The 17,146-nt window shown below is 39.7% G+C and carries 19 protein-coding genes and 1 riboswitch; of the genes, 1 reads left to right on the top strand and 18 read right to left on the bottom strand.

From position 1 onward, the window contains the following. Both P8610_RS20045 and P8610_RS20050 read right to left on the bottom strand, forming a co-directional pair. A partial coding sequence (locus P8610_RS20045) for a DAK2 domain-containing protein (protein WP_394605938.1) occupies positions 1–1,055 on the bottom strand: 1,055 nt, incomplete at its 3' end. A 15-nt stretch (positions 1,056–1,070) separates the two neighbouring features. Beyond that, entirely contained in the window at positions 1,071–1,433 is a 363-nt protein-coding gene (locus P8610_RS20050; RefSeq protein ID WP_066240675.1) for an Asp23/Gls24 family envelope stress response protein, read from the bottom strand. A 235-nt stretch (positions 1,434–1,668) separates the two neighbouring features. Between P8610_RS20050 and rpmB the strand changes: the two genes are divergently transcribed. After that, entirely contained in the window at positions 1,669–1,857 is a 189-nt protein-coding gene (rpmB, locus tag P8610_RS20055; RefSeq protein ID WP_066240673.1) for a 50S ribosomal protein L28, read from the top strand. Between the two features lie 344 nt (positions 1,858–2,201). On the opposite strand, the gene spoVM is transcribed toward rpmB, so the two are convergent. The 16 genes from spoVM to remA all read right to left on the bottom strand — a co-directional run bounded on the left by spoVM (position 2,202) and on the right by remA (position 16,909). Then, positions 2,202–2,282, bottom strand: coding sequence for a stage V sporulation protein SpoVM (spoVM, locus tag P8610_RS20060; RefSeq protein WP_066240671.1), 81 nt, complete (start codon positions 2,280–2,282; stop codon positions 2,202–2,204). Positions 2,283–2,389: 107 nt separating this feature from the next. After that, positions 2,390–3,034 (bottom strand): thiamine diphosphokinase, encoded by a 645-nt coding sequence (locus P8610_RS20065; protein ID WP_394605939.1) that lies wholly within the window; start codon positions 3,032–3,034, stop codon positions 2,390–2,392. Beyond that, a complete protein-coding gene (thiT, locus tag P8610_RS20070; RefSeq protein ID WP_394605940.1) occupies positions 3,031–3,600 on the bottom strand; it encodes an energy-coupled thiamine transporter ThiT in 570 nt (189 codons plus the stop codon). The genes P8610_RS20065 and thiT overlap by 4 nt, the downstream gene beginning before the upstream one ends. Before the next feature lie 138 nt (positions 3,601–3,738). After that, positions 3,739–3,845, bottom strand: a riboswitch (TPP riboswitch). A gap of 20 nt (positions 3,846–3,865) precedes the next feature. Next, on the bottom strand, positions 3,866–4,513 hold the full coding sequence (gene rpe / locus P8610_RS20075) for a ribulose-phosphate 3-epimerase (RefSeq protein WP_394605941.1): 648 nt from the start codon (positions 4,511–4,513) through the stop codon (positions 3,866–3,868). Continuing rightward, positions 4,513–5,403 carry a ribosome small subunit-dependent GTPase A gene (rsgA, locus tag P8610_RS20080; protein WP_394605942.1) on the bottom strand — a complete coding sequence of 297 codons (891 nt, stop codon included), beginning with the start codon at positions 5,401–5,403 and terminating at the stop codon, positions 4,513–4,515. Before rsgA ends, rpe begins: the two co-directional genes overlap by 1 nt. A 2-nt stretch (positions 5,404–5,405) precedes the next feature. Continuing rightward, the gene (pknB, locus tag P8610_RS20085; protein ID WP_394605943.1) at positions 5,406–7,412 is read right to left on the bottom strand and encodes a Stk1 family PASTA domain-containing Ser/Thr kinase; all 2,007 of its coding nucleotides are present in this window, start codon (positions 7,410–7,412) and stop codon (positions 5,406–5,408) included. Then, entirely contained in the window at positions 7,409–8,167 is a 759-nt protein-coding gene (locus tag P8610_RS20090; protein WP_394605944.1) for a Stp1/IreP family PP2C-type Ser/Thr phosphatase, read from the bottom strand. The genes pknB and P8610_RS20090 overlap by 4 nt, the downstream gene beginning before the upstream one ends. Before the next feature lie 7 nt (positions 8,168–8,174). Next, on the bottom strand, positions 8,175–9,260 hold the full coding sequence (rlmN, locus tag P8610_RS20095; RefSeq protein WP_289495742.1) for a 23S rRNA (adenine(2503)-C(2))-methyltransferase RlmN: 1,086 nt from the start codon (positions 9,258–9,260) through the stop codon (positions 8,175–8,177). After that, the gene (rsmB, locus tag P8610_RS20100; protein WP_394605945.1) at positions 9,253–10,626 is read right to left on the bottom strand and encodes a 16S rRNA (cytosine(967)-C(5))-methyltransferase RsmB; all 1,374 of its coding nucleotides are present in this window, start codon (positions 10,624–10,626) and stop codon (positions 9,253–9,255) included. The genes rlmN and rsmB overlap by 8 nt, the downstream gene beginning before the upstream one ends. Before the next feature lie 2 nt (positions 10,627–10,628). Next, positions 10,629–11,558 (bottom strand): methionyl-tRNA formyltransferase, encoded by a 930-nt coding sequence (gene fmt, locus P8610_RS20105; protein ID WP_394605946.1) that lies wholly within the window; start codon positions 11,556–11,558, stop codon positions 10,629–10,631. A 4-nt stretch (positions 11,559–11,562) separates the two neighbouring features. Then, positions 11,563–12,036 carry a peptide deformylase gene (def, locus tag P8610_RS20110; protein ID WP_394605947.1) on the bottom strand — a complete coding sequence of 158 codons (474 nt, stop codon included), beginning with the start codon at positions 12,034–12,036 and terminating at the stop codon, positions 11,563–11,565. A gap of 18 nt (positions 12,037–12,054) precedes the next feature. Further along, the gene (gene priA, locus P8610_RS20115) at positions 12,055–14,463 is read right to left on the bottom strand and encodes a primosomal protein N' (protein ID WP_394605948.1); all 2,409 of its coding nucleotides are present in this window, start codon (positions 14,461–14,463) and stop codon (positions 12,055–12,057) included. Beyond that, positions 14,460–15,671, bottom strand: a complete 1,212-nt coding sequence (gene coaBC, locus P8610_RS20120; RefSeq protein ID WP_394605949.1) for a bifunctional phosphopantothenoylcysteine decarboxylase/phosphopantothenate--cysteine ligase CoaBC — start codon at positions 15,669–15,671, stop codon at positions 14,460–14,462. Before coaBC ends, priA begins: the two co-directional genes overlap by 4 nt. A 141-nt stretch (positions 15,672–15,812) precedes the next feature. Continuing rightward, entirely contained in the window at positions 15,813–16,019 is a 207-nt protein-coding gene (gene rpoZ / locus P8610_RS20125) for a DNA-directed RNA polymerase subunit omega (RefSeq protein ID WP_289495747.1), read from the bottom strand. Then, entirely contained in the window at positions 16,019–16,636 is a 618-nt protein-coding gene (gmk, locus tag P8610_RS20130; RefSeq protein WP_289495748.1) for a guanylate kinase, read from the bottom strand. Before gmk ends, rpoZ begins: the two co-directional genes overlap by 1 nt. Positions 16,637–16,651: 15 nt before the next feature. Beyond that, complete coding sequence (gene remA, locus P8610_RS20135) at positions 16,652–16,909, bottom strand: extracellular matrix/biofilm regulator RemA (RefSeq protein WP_066240628.1); 258 nt, start codon at positions 16,907–16,909, stop codon at positions 16,652–16,654. Positions 16,910–17,146 lie beyond the last annotated feature (237 nt).

The raw sequence follows: 17,146 nt of genomic DNA on the forward strand, positions 1-17,146 counted from the left end.
CCCATCGCAACCGTAACAATACCATATTCCTTCTTTTTCTCAGAAACAGGTTGTGAATAAGAAGGAACCACTTCATTTTCGCTCTCTAAGATCGCTGAATGCTGTTCACGCATGTTTTCAATCTTAATGTTAATTAAGCTGCCATAACGGTGTGCTAATGTGAGCATGTTACCTGGCTGTTCCGTATGAATATGAACCTTAACTACGTCATCATCTGCAACCACTAAAAGAGAATCACCATGTTCACTTAATTCATTACGAAACTTAATTTCGTCGAACGGATTCTTCTTAACTTTCTGGTCTTCGAATCTTACCATAAATTCTGTGCAATATCCGAAATGAATATCCTCAGTTTTCATATGCATCTGTGCTTTATGATGTTCAGCGTTAACAAGCTCACCCATAGAAGGTGCGTTCACAGAAACTTTCGGCAGTTCTTTACCTTCAAGCACTGCTAAAAACCCTTCATAAACCGTAACTAAACCTTGGCCGCCAGAGTCTACAACGCCAACTTCTTTTAACACAGGCAGAAGATCTGGTGTTCTGTTTAAGGAAGCTTTAGACTCTTTTACAAGTTCTTTCATGATGTATAGAATGTCATCTGATTTTTTAGCTTCTTTTACTGCTTTTTTAGCTGCATCTTTCGCTACAGTTAAAATTGTACCCTCTACTGGTTTCATAACTGCTTTATAAGCTGTTTCTACACCTTTATCAAATGCATTAGCAAATTCAGCTGCAGAGATAGAGTCTTTCCCTTCAATTGATTTAGAGAAGCCTCTAAATAGCTGAGATAGGATAACTCCTGAGTTTCCTCGTGCTCCCATTAGTAACCCTTTTGCAAAAGCACTTGCTACGGCCCCGATACTATTAGAAGTGTTTTTTTCTACTTCTTTTGCACCAGAAGTAATCGTTAAGTTCATGTTTGTTCCTGTATCTCCGTCAGGGACAGGAAATACATTCAGTGCATCGACCATTGCTGCGTTTCTTGATAGGTTTGAAGCGCCCTCGAGCACCATTTTTGAAAACTTTTTTCCGTCTAATACTTTTAAAGACACAAAACTTCCTCCTAACTAAGGGGTTGTCACCCTGACACCCTGAACATAGATATTCACCGAGTCAACCGCTAAACCAAGCATTTGATCCAGGGTATATTTCACTTTGTTCTGAACGTTATGAGCCACTTCAGAAATCTTTGTTCCATAACTTACAATGATATACATGTCGATATGTACTTCATCTTCCTCTTGGCGAACAACGATCCCTCGGGAGAAATTTTCACGTCCTAAAAGTTCAGTTATTCCATCCTTTAATTGCTTTCTTGATGCCATGCCAACAATTCCATAACAATCGATTGCGGCTCCACCAGCGATAGTGGCAATCACTTCATTAGAAATATCAATTTGACCATAGGTTGTTTTCATTTCAATGGACATGCTTACATCCCCCTTTAAATTGTTAAATGGCTAACAAATATTTTACTATACATTAGTCTTTTTTGAAAGGACTACTACATTTCACACTATGTAAATAGTATTGTCAAGGAAATTTACTTGAAAACCTTTCACTAATATGTTGCATTGCTTCTGAAGTCATGCTAATATTATTTAGTATTTAACATACGATTGAATTGATGCAAAGCTTTTTTGCTGTAAAGGAGGTTCACCTACTATGGCTCGTAAATGTTTTATTACTGGAAAAGGACCTAAAACTGGTAACAAGCGTTCTCACGCAATGAACAAATCAAAGAAAAGCTGGGGAGCTAATGTCCAAAAGGTTCGTATTCTTGTGGACGGAAAGCCTAAGCGCGTATACGTTTCTGCTCGTGCCCTTAAATCAGGTAAAGTTGAACGTGTATAAATAAAAACAGCAGCTGCCGCTGCTGTTTTTTTTTGGAAGTAGTTGATTTCCGTTCCAGGTGCTCGCTTTCCTCGGGGCAGGCGGTGAGCCCCTTGCCGCTTTGCGCCATAAGGGTCTCACCTGACCGCTTGTCCCGCAGGAGTCTCGCACCTTGCACTCCAATCAACCTTCATAGAAGACAATATTTGAAGGCAACAATCTTTTAGAAAACAGCCTTTAGAAAAGAGTCTTTTCGTACATAATATCTAAATGGACAGTATTTTTGCTCAAGCCGACAGTAACCACATTCATCAGCAGGATCTGTACACAAACAAAAAAAGCGCACTGGGCGCTTTTTTTGTTTGTTATCCTTTTTTAAAAGAACCTAAGATGGCACGTACGAATCCCCCTAAGAATCTAGGAAGTTTAATGGTATAAAATTTCATCTTACCCCTCCTCCAGGCCCATAAAAAATGATAAGAGCTAAACAATAAAATACTTTATTCCCCTTTTTATAAAAAGGTGCATTGGGGCCTGTATTCCGTAATTTTTTTTAATCACGGCTCTTTACCATCAATATTATGCCGGAGTCGAAAGAATAAGTACCACTTTTATTTACAAGCTCATTAGAGATGCACAATGACGATCCAGCATTTAAAATTGCATGTCTTAAAGGGTATTTAAAACCTTCCAATGTTATTCCTTTTACCTCATCAGTCTGTGAAAGAAAAGAAATATAATGGTATTTTTCATCATGATCAATTTTGTAGCTGCCTGGCATGTGAAGTGAGATTTCATTTTTTATATCGATTAGTTTTACAGAAGCTAAGTTATGCCGGCTCTTATATAAAAGCTGTATGTTCATCAGCTCATGATCCAGCCTTCCTCCAGATGCACCAAACAACAAGATTTCCTCTGGATTCTGATTCAACGCCCATTCTAAAGCGATTTCCAAATCTGTAGCATCTTTTTCTGAGCGATATTGATTAATATTAATCTGAGTTTGCAGAATCTTTCTTTTTTCAATATCTGTAACTGAATCAAAATCCCCAAAAGCATAATTTGGGATGATATGTTTTTCTATCAGATACAATGTGCCCCTGTCCACTCCTACCCACACACACTCAGGTGAACTATGGTAGGCATTTAGATCAGGTATCAAATGCTCAGGGCCACCTGCAACGATTCTTATTTTCATGCTGCTCGGGTGTATCCGCTTCGTGCTGCATGCAATAATTTAGGAGCCGTGTTTGTTAAAAGAATGACCACAAGTGACGTTATTACAAAAATAACAATCATGAATGAACCATTATACATAAATGAATAAAGCCATATGTTCATTTCTTCCGCTAAATCACTAAAGAAGATAACTCCTGATAAAACGTGCGAGATCGTTCTTAATAAACAGCCGACAAAGATACCCGTAACCATTAGAATCGTTCTTTTCGATTTATTTTGTGCCAATGACGGCGCAAACGCACCTGCAACACCTGCTAGAGCAAAGGCTAACGGATAGTCTAGAACCAATTGAGCTGGGTGTACAACATAAGGGTTAACAAGAAGCTGAAGAAGGCCTACCGCTAATCCAGTAAATACACCTGCTTTAAAGCCTCTTCTAAAGGCCATCAAGAAGATTGGAACCATCTCAAGAGATACAGACCCGCCTTGCGGCCACGGTCCAGCAAATTTAATCATGCCTAAGATCAATGACAGAGCAGACATAATAGCTATCTCTGTTAGTAAAGAAATGTTGTTATTCTTCATTGTTTATCCTCCTTTTTTCCTTTTTCAAAAATCTTTTTTCATGCCTTCATGCAATTTGATTGAAGTGAAAGGCAAATAAAAAAAGCAACCGGCATGTGAGCGCGGTTGCTTTAGGATTCATCTTATTTGAATACAAAAAGTCATACGACTCCACATCCCTACGCAGGTATGATCCAGCTTCAGGTTCAAAGGGTCGGGAGAACACTCCCCTCTCAGCCCTTTTAAGGACTCCCCCTGTGGTTGCTTATTTTATTATTTGGTTCAATTATACACCACGGATGGATTGAATTGCATCCTTTAAATCTTTTTTTCCATAAATGGCTGAACCGGCTACTAATACATTAGCACCTGCTTCTATGCAGAGTTGTGCGGTTTCCGGATTCACTCCACCGTCCACTTCGATCTCTACGTCTAACCCTTGTGTCTTCACAAGGTCGGCAACTTCTTTGATTTTCGGAACAACACTTTCAATAAATGCTTGCCCACCGAACCCCGGATTTACGGTCATGAGTAAAACAAGATCAACATCTTGGATGATGTGTTTAATGAGTTCAACCGGTGTAGCTGGATTGATGACCACACCCGCTTTTACTCCTTGTTTTTTTATAAATTGAACCGTTCGATGCAAGTGCGGAGTTGCTTCAACATGAACAGATATAATGTCTGCACCCGCTTGTGCAAATGCTTCGATATATCGGTCAGGATTTTCAATCATTAAATGTACATCTAAAGGGAGCTTAGTAACTGGGCGAATGGCTTGAACGACAAGCGGTCCGATCGTTATATTCGGAACGAAATGACCGTCCATAACGTCTACATGAATGTAATCTGCACCAGCTTCTTCTACAGCTTTAATATCTTCGCCTAACTTCGAAAAATCAGCCGAAAGAATGGAAGGAGCTATTTTAATCATTAGTACCTCCGTTTTTGATCTTTTATTTCTTGTAAAAAACTTACGTAATGGTCGTATCGGAACTCTGGAACAGCTCCGTCTTCAACACCTTTTTTTACGGCACATTTCGGTTCAGATGTATGCGAACACCCTCTAAATTTACAATCACCGCGCAGTTCATCCATCTCTGGAAAATACATCGATAAATCTTCCGCCTCGATATTCATAAAATCCAGTGAACTAAATCCGGGTGTATCCGCAACTAATCCGTTTCCAAACAGAATTAATTCTACATGCCGTGTCGTATGCTTCCCTCTGCCTAAATGGGTTGAGATCTCATTCGTTTCAAGCATTAATTCTGGATTTATAGCATTTAATAAAGATGATTTACCTACACCTGACTGTCCCGCAAAGACCGTTACTTTGTCTTTGAACAACGGATAAAACAAATCCAAGCTATCATCTGTTTTCGTTGAGGTCGGAATTACCTCGTATCCTAACTGTTTGTAGATTTCAATATATTTCTGAATCTCATCCATTTCTTCTGATTGTTGAACAAGGTCCATTTTTGAAATACAGATCACAGGCAGAATATCATTTGCTTCAATGTGAACAAGGAATCGGTCTAATAAAAGCGTGCTAAAATCTGGTTCTGTTGCTGAAAAAACAAGGATGGCTTGGTCTACGTTAGCAATTGGCGGACGGACAAGTTCATTTTTCCGTTCTTTCACATCAAGAATGTATCCATCTGTAATGTTGGTCGACTCATACTCTACCCAGTCACCGACCAACGGATTCACTTTCTTTTTGCGAAAGTTTCCTCTGCCTCTGCATTGGAAAACTTCTGATTTTCCATTTTCCTTAACGTAATAAAAACCAGCGAGGGCTTTAACAATTCTTCCTTCAGGCATGCTTAATCACCATCGTCCCCTTCCTCATCTTCCATTCTTCCATTGGCAGTTTTAACATCATCGTACTTAATTGTCTCAGCGTTCTTTTCTTTTCCGTTGATATATACAACATAAGAAGCAGTTCCCCCTTCAGCAATCGTTAGAGGTAGCTGATATTTTTTTGTATCGGTAATCTGCTCTTCTACAAAAACCGCATTTGAAGCGTTTTTATCCGAATATACAATCTTTACAGTAACTGGCTGTCTTTTGTCCTTTTTATCCGGCTTTACTTCAATATCCTTCGTAACTGTGCGATCTTCTGCAGGTTGATCGTCATCAGCTGGCGGCTCCTCCTCCGTTACTTCTGGACCATCTGATAAGACAACGGAAATGGTAGCGCCTTTTTCGACTTGTGTAAATGGAGTAGGCTTCTGTGAGATTACTCTTCCTTTTTCAACGGTATCAGAAAATTCACTTGAAAACTCAACGGTTAAACCAGCATTATCAGCAAAAGTCTTAACATCTTGCTCTGTTGCTCCAATTAGGTTCTCAACTTGGACGGTAGGAGTTCCTGAACTAACAGTTAAAGTCACGGTTGTTTCTGCTGGTGTGACCTTTTCATCTCTGTCTGGACTTTGAGTGAGTACTGTCCCTTCAAGTTCTGTTTCTGATTCTTCGTAATTAACATTGATTTTTGTAAAGCCATTATCATTTAAAAGTTCTTTAGCATCATCAATATTATAGCCTTCTACATCAGGCATATTTTCCTTTTCAGGGCCTTTTGATACATACAACGTAACGATTGCTTGCTGCTTTACTTTTGTACCTGGTGAAGGATCCTGTCTCACAACATGACCTTCCTCAATTTCAGGATCAAATACTTCCTCACGTTTCACTTCAAGTCCTTCTGCTCTTAGCTTATCAAACGCATCTACATATTCTTCTCCCGCTACATCAAGAACGCTTACTTCTTCAACGTAAAAAATGGAAGGCATCATCGTGAAAGCAGCAATACCAGCTCCACCTAACAATAGAAGTGAAAGTAAAACGATAAGCCACCAGTTTCTTTTTTTCTTGGTTTTTTCCGGAATTTTTTCTTCTTCTTTTACATTGTTCATTTCTTGTGTTTCAATTGGCTGAACGATAGGAGGAATGTACTTTGTTCTTTCATCTTCTTCACTTTCTTCATTCCACTTTTGTTCATACATCCGGTCAGGATCTAATGCTGTGTTCATATCTCTTAGCAGCTCTTCAGCACTGTCATACCTTCTTAACGGATTTTTAGCGAGAGACTTTAAAACAATATTTTCAACACTCTGTGGAATTTCAGGGTTCAGCCTTCTTGGTTCAATCACATTCTCTTGAAGATGCTTCAGTGCAACCGAAACAGGTGAATCTCCTACGAAAGGTACCCTGCCAGTTATCATTTCATAGAGTACAGCTCCAAAGGAATAAATATCCGATTTAGCGTTTGCAATGCCACCTCTAGCCTGCTCGGGAGAAAAGTAATGAACGGACCCTAGAATAGAGTTTGTATGTGTAATTGTTGCAGATGTAATAGCTAAAGCAATCCCAAAATCAGTTAACTTTGCTGTTCCGTTTTCCGTTATTAAAATATTGTGCGGCTTAATATCCCTGTGTATGATGCCATGGTCATGTGCGACAGCCATTCCTGAAACGATTTGCTTCATGATGTGCAGCGATTCTTCTACAGATATCTTTCCGTGCTCTTTTATGTATTGTTTGAGTGTTTTGCCCTGCACGTATTCCATAACAATAAAATAGATTTCTTCATCTTCTCCGACATCATAAATACTTACAATGTTCGGATGATCAAGACTCGTAGCTGATTCAGCTTCCCTTTTAAATCGTCTGATAAAATCTTCGTCTTTATTAAACTCTGAACGAAGAACCTTTACTGCTACATCCCTGTCTAGAATTAAATCTTTTGCTCGATAAACGATGGCCATTCCGCCGTCACCAATGACTTCTAAAAGCTTGTAGCGGCCACTGACTCTTTTTCCTATCATGTTATTGCTTCCCCTTTTGTTTCTGTGTCAGAACTATTCTGTATAAGGATAGCAGTAATGTTATCTTCTCCACCGGCCTCTTTTGCCCACGTAATTAATTTTTCTACCTTATCATTTACGGTCTCACCAGTATAGTCTAAAACTTCCTGAATCCGCTTAAAGGATACTTTATCGGATAGCCCGTCTGAACAAAGCAGCAGATAATCCCCTTTGTTCCATATGATATGATTTACTTCTGCTTCTACGGTCTCATCAGTACCCACAGCTTTCATGATCATGTTTCTTCGAGGGTGGATCTCGGCTTCATCTTCTGTAATCTGACCAGACTTAACCAATTCTTGAACGAGTGAGTGATCATCAGTTACTCTTTTGAGCTCACCATTTGAAAACAAATAACAGCGGCTGTCCCCGATATGCGCAACCGTAATCTCACTGTTCGTTCCAAGTGCAGCAACAATGGTAGTTCCCATCCCTCTTGTTTCAGGGTTTTGTTGAGAAAAATCAAAGATATGCTTATTTGCATCTCGGAGAACATTTTGAATCCAGCCTTTCACGCTGCCCATGTTTTCCTCAAACTGACCCCACGCTTCTTTTATTACGTTAAGGGCTTCTTGACTGGCTATATCTCCAGCTTTATGTCCCCCCATACCATCTGCGATAACTGCAAGAAAGTGTTCACCCTTTGTGAACACTTCCCCGCTGTCTTCATTATGCTTCCTTACCATTCCAACGTCTGTTTGAAAGGCAATTTGCATTTCCCCGTCACCTCGTCTCTTCTTTACGTTCCTTCGCACGCAGCTGACCACATGCTGCGTCAATGTCATGTCCTTGTTCTCTTCTGATGGTGGCATTAATGCCTCTTGAGGTTAACGTCTCTAAGAACTTAAATATTTGTGTTTTTGGAGTTCGTACATAATCTCTTTCAGGTACATAGTTTACTGGAATTAAATTTACGTGACACTTGATATCTTTAATAAGGTCAGCCAGTTCATTAGCATGATCAACTGAATCGTTTACTTTTCCAAATAAACCATATTCAAACGTAACTCGACGGCCCGTTTTTTTAATGTAGTAACGGATAGAATCCATCAATTCATTTAAAGGATACATTCTGTTTACAGGCATTAAACGACTTCTAGTTTCTGTGTTTGGTGCATGGAGTGAAATCGCAAAGTTAATCTGCATACCTTCGTCAGCAAACTTGTAAATGTAAGGTACAACACCACTAGTTGATATCGTAATGTGTCGTGCACCGATGTTTAATCCTTGATCATGATTAATAATTTTCAAGAACGACATAAGTCCTTCGTAGTTGTCGAACGGTTCTCCAATACCCATTACAACGACAGAACTTACTCTTTCTTCTGTTTCATCCAAAGCTCGTTGAACTTGAAGGACTTGCGCAACAATTTCACCTGCTTGAAGATTTCGTTTTAATCCGCCTAATGTTGACGCACAGAAAGTACAGCCTAAACGGCAGCCTACTTGTGTTGTTACACAAATGCTATTTCCGTATTCGTGTCTCATAAGCACAGTCTCGATAGAATAGCCGTCTTGCAGCTCAAATAAGAATTTGATCGTACCGTCAGATGATTCTTGACGGACCACTTCTTTAAGAGGCTTTATATAATAATCTTTTTCAAGTTTTTCACGCAAACCTAGAGGAAGATTTGTCATTTCCTCAAAAGATGATACACGTTTTTTATAAAGCCATTCAAAGATTTGCTTTCCTCTGAACTTAGGCTCTCTAATATCAGTCAGCCATGCTTCAAGCTCATGAAGCTCTACTGAAAAGATAGAAGGCTTAATATTCGGCTTTGTTTGTTTCTCTGTTAAAGGTTTAAGCATGTTTCTCACCACCTGTTGTCTTTTTTCTGTATGCTGCAATATAAAAACCATCACTATTAAAATAATGAGGCATGATCTGAAGGTCTGATCTTCCATCCATTATATAGGATTTCACGGTTTCTGGCATTTTTTCTGCAAAATGAGGATCCCACTCGAATTCTGGGTGGTTCGATAAAAACCAATCAGCAACTCTATCGTTTTCATCCTTATCTACAGTACATGTACTGTAGACCAGTAATCCGCCTTCTTTAACCATGTCTGAAGCTGAATCTAAAATATCTCTTTGGATGGTTGTTAGTCTCATTACATCTTCTTCTGATTTTGACCACTTTAAATCTGGTTTTTTGCGGATGACACCAAATCCGCTGCAAGGTGCATCTACAAGAACTCTATCAAACGTTCCAGCCGAAAACTTTTCGGAAACTTTACGAGCATCCAAAACGGATGACTCAATATTTTCAAGGCCGAGACGATCAGCTTGTTTTTTAATCAAATCAATTTTATGTGCATGAAGATCAAGGGAAACAACCTTTCCTTGTCCTTGCATCATTTCTGCCATATGTGTTGATTTTCCGCCAGGTGCTGCGCACGTATCAAGTATGTTTTCACCTGGAACTGGAGCAACCGCCTGGGCAACAAGCATGGAGCTTTCATCTTGAATGGTTACAAGACCGTTTTTATACACTTCCGTTCCTGGCAGATAACCTTCCTTGATAATGATACCCTCAGGAGACAATTCTCCTTCCTCAGCCAAAACTCCTTCTTCTTCAAGGAGCTGGAGAACGTCTTCCCTTTTTGTTTTATTCACGTTCACTCTTGCTGTAACCGGTGAAGCAAGCAGATTCGATTCAGCCATATTCTTAGCATCTTCTTGACCGAACTGTTCGCTCCAACGATTGTATAGCCATTGAGGCATGCTGTATGCGAGCGCCTCTTTTTCAGAGCCCTCACTCGCTTTTTTATCCATAGCCTCTGTACCTTCTCGCTGTAATTTTCGCAGAATACCGTTTACAAGTCCTGCCAACCCTTGATTGCCGCGTTGTTTCGTAATTTCTACCGCTTCATGAATGATGGCGTGATCAGGAACACGATCTAAATATAGCATCTGAAAAATAGATAGCCTTAACAGCGTTAATACCCAGCGATCCTTTTTCTTAATAGGCTTATTTAGTAATTGTTCTAAATAAAAATCAATCGTATTTTTACGTTGTATCGTTCCATAAACGATGTTTGTTAACAGGCCTTTATCCACACTTTTTATGGATGTATTTTGCAGTGTTTGGTTTAGCTGCAAATTGCTGTATGCCTGATTTTGTTCTATTTTAAGTAAAACGTCCAGGGCGATTGCCCGAATGTTGTTTTCCAACTCTACTCACCTAATTTCAAGCCTTTTGCAATGCTTGCTCCTTTAAGATAATCACTTGCTAACATTCTCTTTTTTCCAGAGAGCTGCAAGTCTGTAATAATGATACTCGTCTTATTTCCTGTCGCAACCTGCAGACCCTTTTCCTGAACCCCGATTACGGTACCAGGCTCTGCATCAGAAGACGTTTCTTGTTTTTCGCCCCACCACACTTTTAGGGGTTGTCCATTTAAAAACGTGTAGGCAACAGGCCACGGATGAAGTCCGCGTATATGGTTATAAATTTGTTCACCTGTTAATGTCCAATCAATTTTTTCCTGCTCACGAGTAATATTCCAAGCAAATGATACTTCTTCATCAGCTTGCTTAATTGGTGTAAGCTTACCTCCCACAAGGAGAGGAATCGTTTCTGACAATAATTTAGCTCCAGCAGCGCTCAATTTATCGTGCATGGAACCAACATGATCCTTTTCTTCGATCGGAACTTCAACTTGGGTAAGTATATCACCTGCGTCTAATTTTTCAACCATATACATAATCGTGATACCTGTTTTGTCGTTTCCATCGATAATACTCTTATGAATCGGAGCACCACCACGATATTTTGGAAGCAATGACGCGTGGACATTGATACAGCCATGTTGAGGTGTTTCTAATATTGCTTTTGGCAGGATCTGTCCATATGCAGCTGTTACGATTAAATCAGGATTAAGAGCAATGATTTCTTCATAGTCTTCACGGAGTTTAATAGGCTGATACACAGAAATCCCATGTTTAATCGCTTCTTCTTTAACAGGGGTTTGTTTAATCTCTTTTTTTCTCCCCACTGGCTTGTCTGGCTGAGTTACAACCCCAACCACATCATAGCCATCTTCAACTAACTGACGAAGAACGGGTACGGAAAAGTCTGGTGTTCCCATAAATAAAACCTTCATGTCTTTATCCCTCCAATTCTTCATTCTCGTAATAGGCGATTACTTTAGAGGTGAATAATATGCCATGAAGATGATCGATTTCATGTAGAATCGCTCGAGCAAGAAAATCATTTGCTTTAATAGTAAATTCTTTTCCATTTTTATCTTGCGCCGTTACCGTAACCTCAAAAGGACGTTCAACATCACCAAAAAGTCCCGGGAAGCTTAAGCAGCCTTCAGGACCTGTTTGGCTGCCTGATGTTTTCTTAACAACAGGGTTGATTAGAACGATCTGTCCTTTTTCATCACCAACATCTACAACAGCTATTCTCTCTGCTATGCCAATTTGTGGTGCAGCAAGTCCAACACCTTCAGCATCATACATCGTATCAAACATATCTTGTACTAACTTCTTCAAATTTTTATCAAATCTATTAACAATCTTACATTCAGTTTCTAAAACTGGATCTGGATGTTCAACGATTTTACGAATTGTCATTATTATCTCCTTAACTGTCTACATAAGTGTTTGGGCGTTTAAATCCCCCGTTATTTGCAGATCTTTCATATCTTTGTCTTTTTGAAAATGAGCAATAATTTCTTCAAACCAAATTCTAAGCTCCGGCTCATTTTTGTATTTTATCATGACCTGGTAGCGATATCTATCCTTCACACGTGCGATTGGCGATGTTACAGGACCTAATAGCAAGCTCTCAGGCGATAACCGTTTTGATAGAAAACTCGCAGCTTTTTCACTTGCTTCGACGACTTGCATCAAATCCAGATGGCTGAACGTCAATAACCCTAAATAATAAAACGGAGGGTATTGGTGAAGCTTTCTCGTTTGCATCTCATGATTATAAAAGGTGTGATAATCATGCTTTGATGCAAGCTGAATGCTGTAATGCTGTATATCATACCCCTGCACGATTACTTTACCTTCTAGTTCATGTCTGCCTGCACGTCCACTTACTTGTGTGAGAAGCTGAAACGTTTTTTCAGAAGCTCTGAAATCGGGCAGGTGCAGCATCGTGTCAGCAGCAAGTACACCTACAAGTGTTACCTTTGGAAAATCGAGTCCTTTTGCAATCATCTGCGTACCAAGAAGAATATCAGCTTCACCATTTTCAAAAGCTGTTAACAATTTTTCGTGACTACCTTTTTTTGAAGTTGTATCCACATCCATCCGTATGACACGAGCTTCAGGAAGTACTTTAGCGAGCTCTTCTTCTACTTTTTGGGTTCCTGTTCCGAAGAATCGTATATGCTCTGAAGTACAAGATGGACAAGCAGACGGTATACTCTCTTTATAGCCGCAATAGTGACATTTTAATTCACCGAATCTTTTATGATAGGTTAATGAGATATCACAGTGCGGACATTGTGCTACATACCCGCAATCTCTGCAGAGTATGAAAGAGGCATATCCTCTTCGATTAAGAAACAATACAGATTGTTCACCTTTTTCTATTCCGTTCTTTAGCTTGTCCATTAATGGAAGTGAAAACATGGAACGATTTCCATTCTTCAGCTCTTCCCTCATATCAACGATTGTCACTTCAGGCATCGGATTAGAATGTACACGATTGGCCAGTTCAGCTAACTGATAACGGCCCTTTTGAGCTCTTGCATAAGTCTCTAGCGCTGGTGTCGCACTTCCAAGTACAATCGGACATGAGTAAAACTTCCCTCTCCAAATCGCTACGTCTCGTGCATGATAGCGGGGATGATCCTCTTGTTTATAGCTTGTTTCATGTTCTTCATCTATGATTACAATGCCCAGATTTTGAAAGGGTGCAAATATAGCAGAACGTGCTCCCACAACGACAGAAACTTCTTTTCGCAGAATTTTACGCCATTCATCATATTTCTCACCAATGGATAATCCGCTGTGCAGCACAGCGACAGCACTTCCGAATCGTCCTTTAAAACGGTTTACCATCTGTGGTGTCAGTGAGATCTCTGGTACAAGTACGATCGCTTCTTTCCCTTTATCGAGAACAGACTGAATGGACTGTAAATAGACCTCAGTCTTTCCGCTTCCGGTAACACCATGCAGAAGCACGGTTTCGTGTTCGTTTTTTTCGATAGAATCAAGTATGGGCTTTATCGCATTTTCTTGGTTTTCCGTAAGAGTAAGAGGCTCAGTTCGTTTCATGGTTCGCCCTTGGAACGGATCTCTATAAACCTCTTTTTCTTCTATAGAAATAATTCCTTTTTTCAAAAGAGTTTGGGCAGTTGAAAGAGAAGCACCTGTTTCTGCTAAGATTTCTTGGAGAGGATACTCTCCAGGTGGTCTGTTGAGCAGTTCTGAAAGTAACGCTTTTTGCTTTTCCGCTTTCTTTTGATTTTGTTCCACTGTTTCTTCTGCTGATGATTTGTCAGCAATTACAACGAACTTTACTTTCTTTTTATTTGCTTTGTTCTTAACTTTATAAACAACATCAAGTACTCCCTTTTTTGCGAGAGTCTGCAGCGTTTGCAATAAATCTGGATTCTCTTTTGTTACATCACTTACATTGATTTCATTGTTTGCTGAAAGAAGAGGTGCGATTATGTCTGGCAACTTTTCCGGTTGTAACACTTGAAAGCTCTTCTCATATGTTGCTTTCATCGCTGCTGGCAGCATAGCTTGATAAGCCGTAATGTAAAAGCTTAGCGTATTCTCAGCAAGCCACCTGCCAAGCTCTATAAGTTCAGTAGTTAGAACAGGAAGCGGATCAAGAATTTCAGAAATGTTTTTCATTCCTTTTACTGATGATGACGATTTCAACTCTAGAATGAATCCTTGAAGTTTTCTTGGTCCAAACGGAACGATAACCCTCATTCCGGGCTCTGCCCAAGTCTCCCATTCAGGAGGAACCTTGTAGTCAAAGGTTTTATTCACACTTCCAGATGGAACGTCTACCACAACAGCGGCTATCATCGATTCATCAATTCCATCACTTCTTCAAAAATTTCTCTTGCCGCTTTTTCTTTAGAAAGGATCGGAAGAGTTTTCATCGAACCATCCTTTTTAATCATCATAATTTCATTCGTGTCACTGCCAAAGCCTGATCCTTCTTTTGAAACATCATTTCCAACAACCATATCCAAGTTCTTTCTTGTGAGCTTGTCTTTTGCATAGTTTTCAAGATTTTCTGTTTCTGCTGCAAAACCAATCAATACTTGATGTTCTTTCCTCTCGCCTAACGCTTGTAAAATATCGTCCGTTTTTTTCAGTTCAATCGTCCACGTGTCGTTCTTTTTCTTAAATTTATTGTTATGAACAATAGTCGGCGTATAATCAGCGACTGCTGCACATTTGATTACTATATCTTGTTCGCTGAAACGCGAAAGCACTGCGTCAAACATCTCTCTTGCTGAAGTTACCTTTTCAACTGCGATACCATCAGGAATGGAAAGCGATGTAGGTCCAGTTACGAGCGTAACGTCAGCACCCAAATCTTTAGCTACAGCCGCGATTGCGTAGCCCATCTTACCAGACGAATGATTTGTAAAATAACGAACGGGATCAAGTTCCTCTCTCGTTGGTCCAGCCGTTACAAGCACTTTCTTTCCTTTTAAAGGTGCTGTATGGTTTACTTTCTTTTCATGAAAATAAGTATGAACGGATTCGATTAATTCTTCTGGTTCTGCAAGTCTCCCTTTACCGATCCACCCGCACGCAAGAAGTCCTTCGTTCGGTTCGATGAAACGCCAGCCAAATGTGGAGAGCGTCTCCATGTTTCTCTTTACAGCGGGATGATTAAACATGTTCACATTCATGGCAGGTGCGATCAGTACATCTGCTTTTGTTGCGAGCAGAGTGGTGGTAAGCATATCATCAGCGATGCCGTTTGCCAGTTTTCCAATAACATTTGCCGTCACAGGAGCAATCATGACAAGATCAGCCCAATCTGCAAGATCAATATGGCTTACAACGGCAGGTTCTTTCTCTTCAAACGTATCTGTATAAACTTCTTGCCGTGTCAGCGTTTGAAAGGTAAGTGGTGTAATGAATTTTTGAGCAGATTGAGTCAAGATTACTTTTACTTCATATCCGCTTTGATATAATCTGCTTGCAACAGTAGCTGCCTTGTATGCAGCAATTCCGCCTGATACGGCAAGCAATATTTTTTTCTTTTCCATAATAAACCCCTTCCGCCGCTCTTATCTTATACATTCCACATCTATTTTACAGCATTACTATGTAATTAAAAAATTTAATGAAACATGTTCTAAACAAAAAAATAACAACCTTTTGTCAAGGTTGTATATTTTTTCGCTGTTCTATTAATCTTCAGGTGTTTCTCCAACTTTTGTTAATATGCCAGACTGAATTTCCTCAAGAGCTTTTCCAACAAACTTGTGTGATACTGGCTTTGTGATCTGTTGATTGTCATACTGCTGGATTTCTCTAGCACGCTTAGAACTAAGTGTTACTAGGGAATATTTTGAATCTATTTTTTCCATAAGAGAGTCGATGGATGGATATAGCATTATTGGTCATCTCCTAAAATTTTTTCGTATTTCGGACGAACTCTGTCCACTCGGCAATGTTCAGTAGTAATGATCGCTTTGATTCGATTACAAGCTGAGTCAATCTCATCATTCACAACGGAATAATCATAGTGTCTCATGAGTTCAATTTCTTCTTTGGCAACAGACATACGATTGTTGATCAAATCTTCTGTTTCTGTGCCGCGACCAACAATACGACTTCTTAATTCATCCAGACTTGGTGGTGTTAAAAAGATAAACACTCCTTCTGGAAAAATGTTTTTAACTTGAAGTGCACCTTGAACTTCAATCTCTAAAATAACATCTTTGCCTTCATCAAGCGTTTGGTTCACATATTCAATCGGTGTACCATAATAGTTGCCAACATATTCTGCCCACTCGAGCAGCTCTTTATTTTCGATCATGTTTAGGAACTCTTCTTTTGATTTAAAGAAGTATTCTACCCCATGCCGTTCGCCTTCACGCGGCTTTCTAGTCGTGGCTGAAACGGAGTATTGAATGTCCAGCTTTTGTTCTCGCAGCGCTTTACATACAGTTCCTTTTCCAACACCAGACGGACCGGAAAGTACAAACAGAATGCCTCTTTCTTTTTCCATAAAAACCTCCACAACCTAACTTTCTTCTGAGCCCTCATCAACTGACATCAGTCTGTGAGCTACAGTTTCTGGCTGTACAGCTGACAAAATGACATGATCACTGTCAGTCACTACAACCGCTCTCGTTCTGCGGCCATATGTAGCATCAATCAGCATGTTCTTTTCTCGCGCAACCGTGATTAATCGTTTGATCGGTGCAGATTCAGGACTGACTACCGCAATAATCCGGTGAGCAGCAACAATATTTCCGTACCCAATATTAATTAACTTCATCTCTAAACGCCCCTAACCTGCTACTATTCTAGCCAAATGGAATAACGGGTCATACGCTAGTAGTACGATATTGTGAAAAACTGTACACATGTTCTTATATTTTAGCACATAAATCCTGAAATCTAAACAAATTTCCCTTTTTTTAAGGAAATAACGTGAATTTTTCGTATGGCGCTCGTTTTTTCGTATGGCGCTCGTTTTTTCGTATGGCGCTCGTTTTTTCGTATGGCGCTCGTT

The sequence above is a fragment of the Fictibacillus sp. UD genome (assembly GCF_043558025.1).
In the GTDB taxonomy this organism is placed as follows: domain Bacteria; phylum Bacillota; class Bacilli; order Bacillales; family Fictibacillaceae; genus Fictibacillus.

What these genes read in the sequence shown, in the direction of transcription:
- remA (WP_066240628.1), bottom strand. Translation starts at nt 16,909, where the DNA reads ATGAAGTTAATTAATATTGGGTACGGAAATATTGTTGCTGCTCACCGG.
- gmk (WP_289495748.1), bottom strand. Translation starts at nt 16,636, where the DNA reads ATGGAAAAAGAAAGAGGCATTCTGTTTGTACTTTCCGGTCCGTCTGGT.
- thiT (WP_394605940.1), bottom strand. Translation starts at nt 3,600, where the DNA reads ATGAAGAATAACAACATTTCTTTACTAACAGAGATAGCTATTATGTCT.
- def (WP_394605947.1), bottom strand. Translation starts at nt 12,036, where the DNA reads ATGACAATTCGTAAAATCGTTGAACATCCAGATCCAGTTTTAGAAACT.
- rsgA (WP_394605942.1), bottom strand. Translation starts at nt 5,403, where the DNA reads ATGCCTGAAGGAAGAATTGTTAAAGCCCTCGCTGGTTTTTATTACGTT.
- P8610_RS20065 (WP_394605939.1), bottom strand. Translation starts at nt 3,034, where the DNA reads ATGAAAATAAGAATCGTTGCAGGTGGCCCTGAGCATTTGATACCTGAT.
- rlmN (WP_289495742.1), bottom strand. Translation starts at nt 9,260, where the DNA reads ATGCTTAAACCTTTAACAGAGAAACAAACAAAGCCGAATATTAAGCCT.
- rpmB (WP_066240673.1), top strand. Translation starts at nt 1,669, where the DNA reads ATGGCTCGTAAATGTTTTATTACTGGAAAAGGACCTAAAACTGGTAAC.
- rpoZ (WP_289495747.1), bottom strand. Translation starts at nt 16,019, where the DNA reads ATGCTATATCCATCCATCGACTCTCTTATGGAAAAAATAGATTCAAAA.
- pknB (WP_394605943.1), bottom strand. Translation starts at nt 7,412, where the DNA reads ATGATAGGAAAAAGAGTCAGTGGCCGCTACAAGCTTTTAGAAGTCATT.
- spoVM (WP_066240671.1), bottom strand. Translation starts at nt 2,282, where the DNA reads ATGAAATTTTATACCATTAAACTTCCTAGATTCTTAGGGGGATTCGTA.
- P8610_RS20050 (WP_066240675.1), bottom strand. Translation starts at nt 1,433, where the DNA reads ATGTCCATTGAAATGAAAACAACCTATGGTCAAATTGATATTTCTAAT.
- rpe (WP_394605941.1), bottom strand. Translation starts at nt 4,513, where the DNA reads ATGATTAAAATAGCTCCTTCCATTCTTTCGGCTGATTTTTCGAAGTTA.
- priA (WP_394605948.1), bottom strand. Translation starts at nt 14,463, where the DNA reads ATGATAGCCGCTGTTGTGGTAGACGTTCCATCTGGAAGTGTGAATAAA.
- fmt (WP_394605946.1), bottom strand. Translation starts at nt 11,558, where the DNA reads ATGAAGGTTTTATTTATGGGAACACCAGACTTTTCCGTACCCGTTCTT.
- P8610_RS20090 (WP_394605944.1), bottom strand. Translation starts at nt 8,167, where the DNA reads ATGCAAATTGCCTTTCAAACAGACGTTGGAATGGTAAGGAAGCATAAT.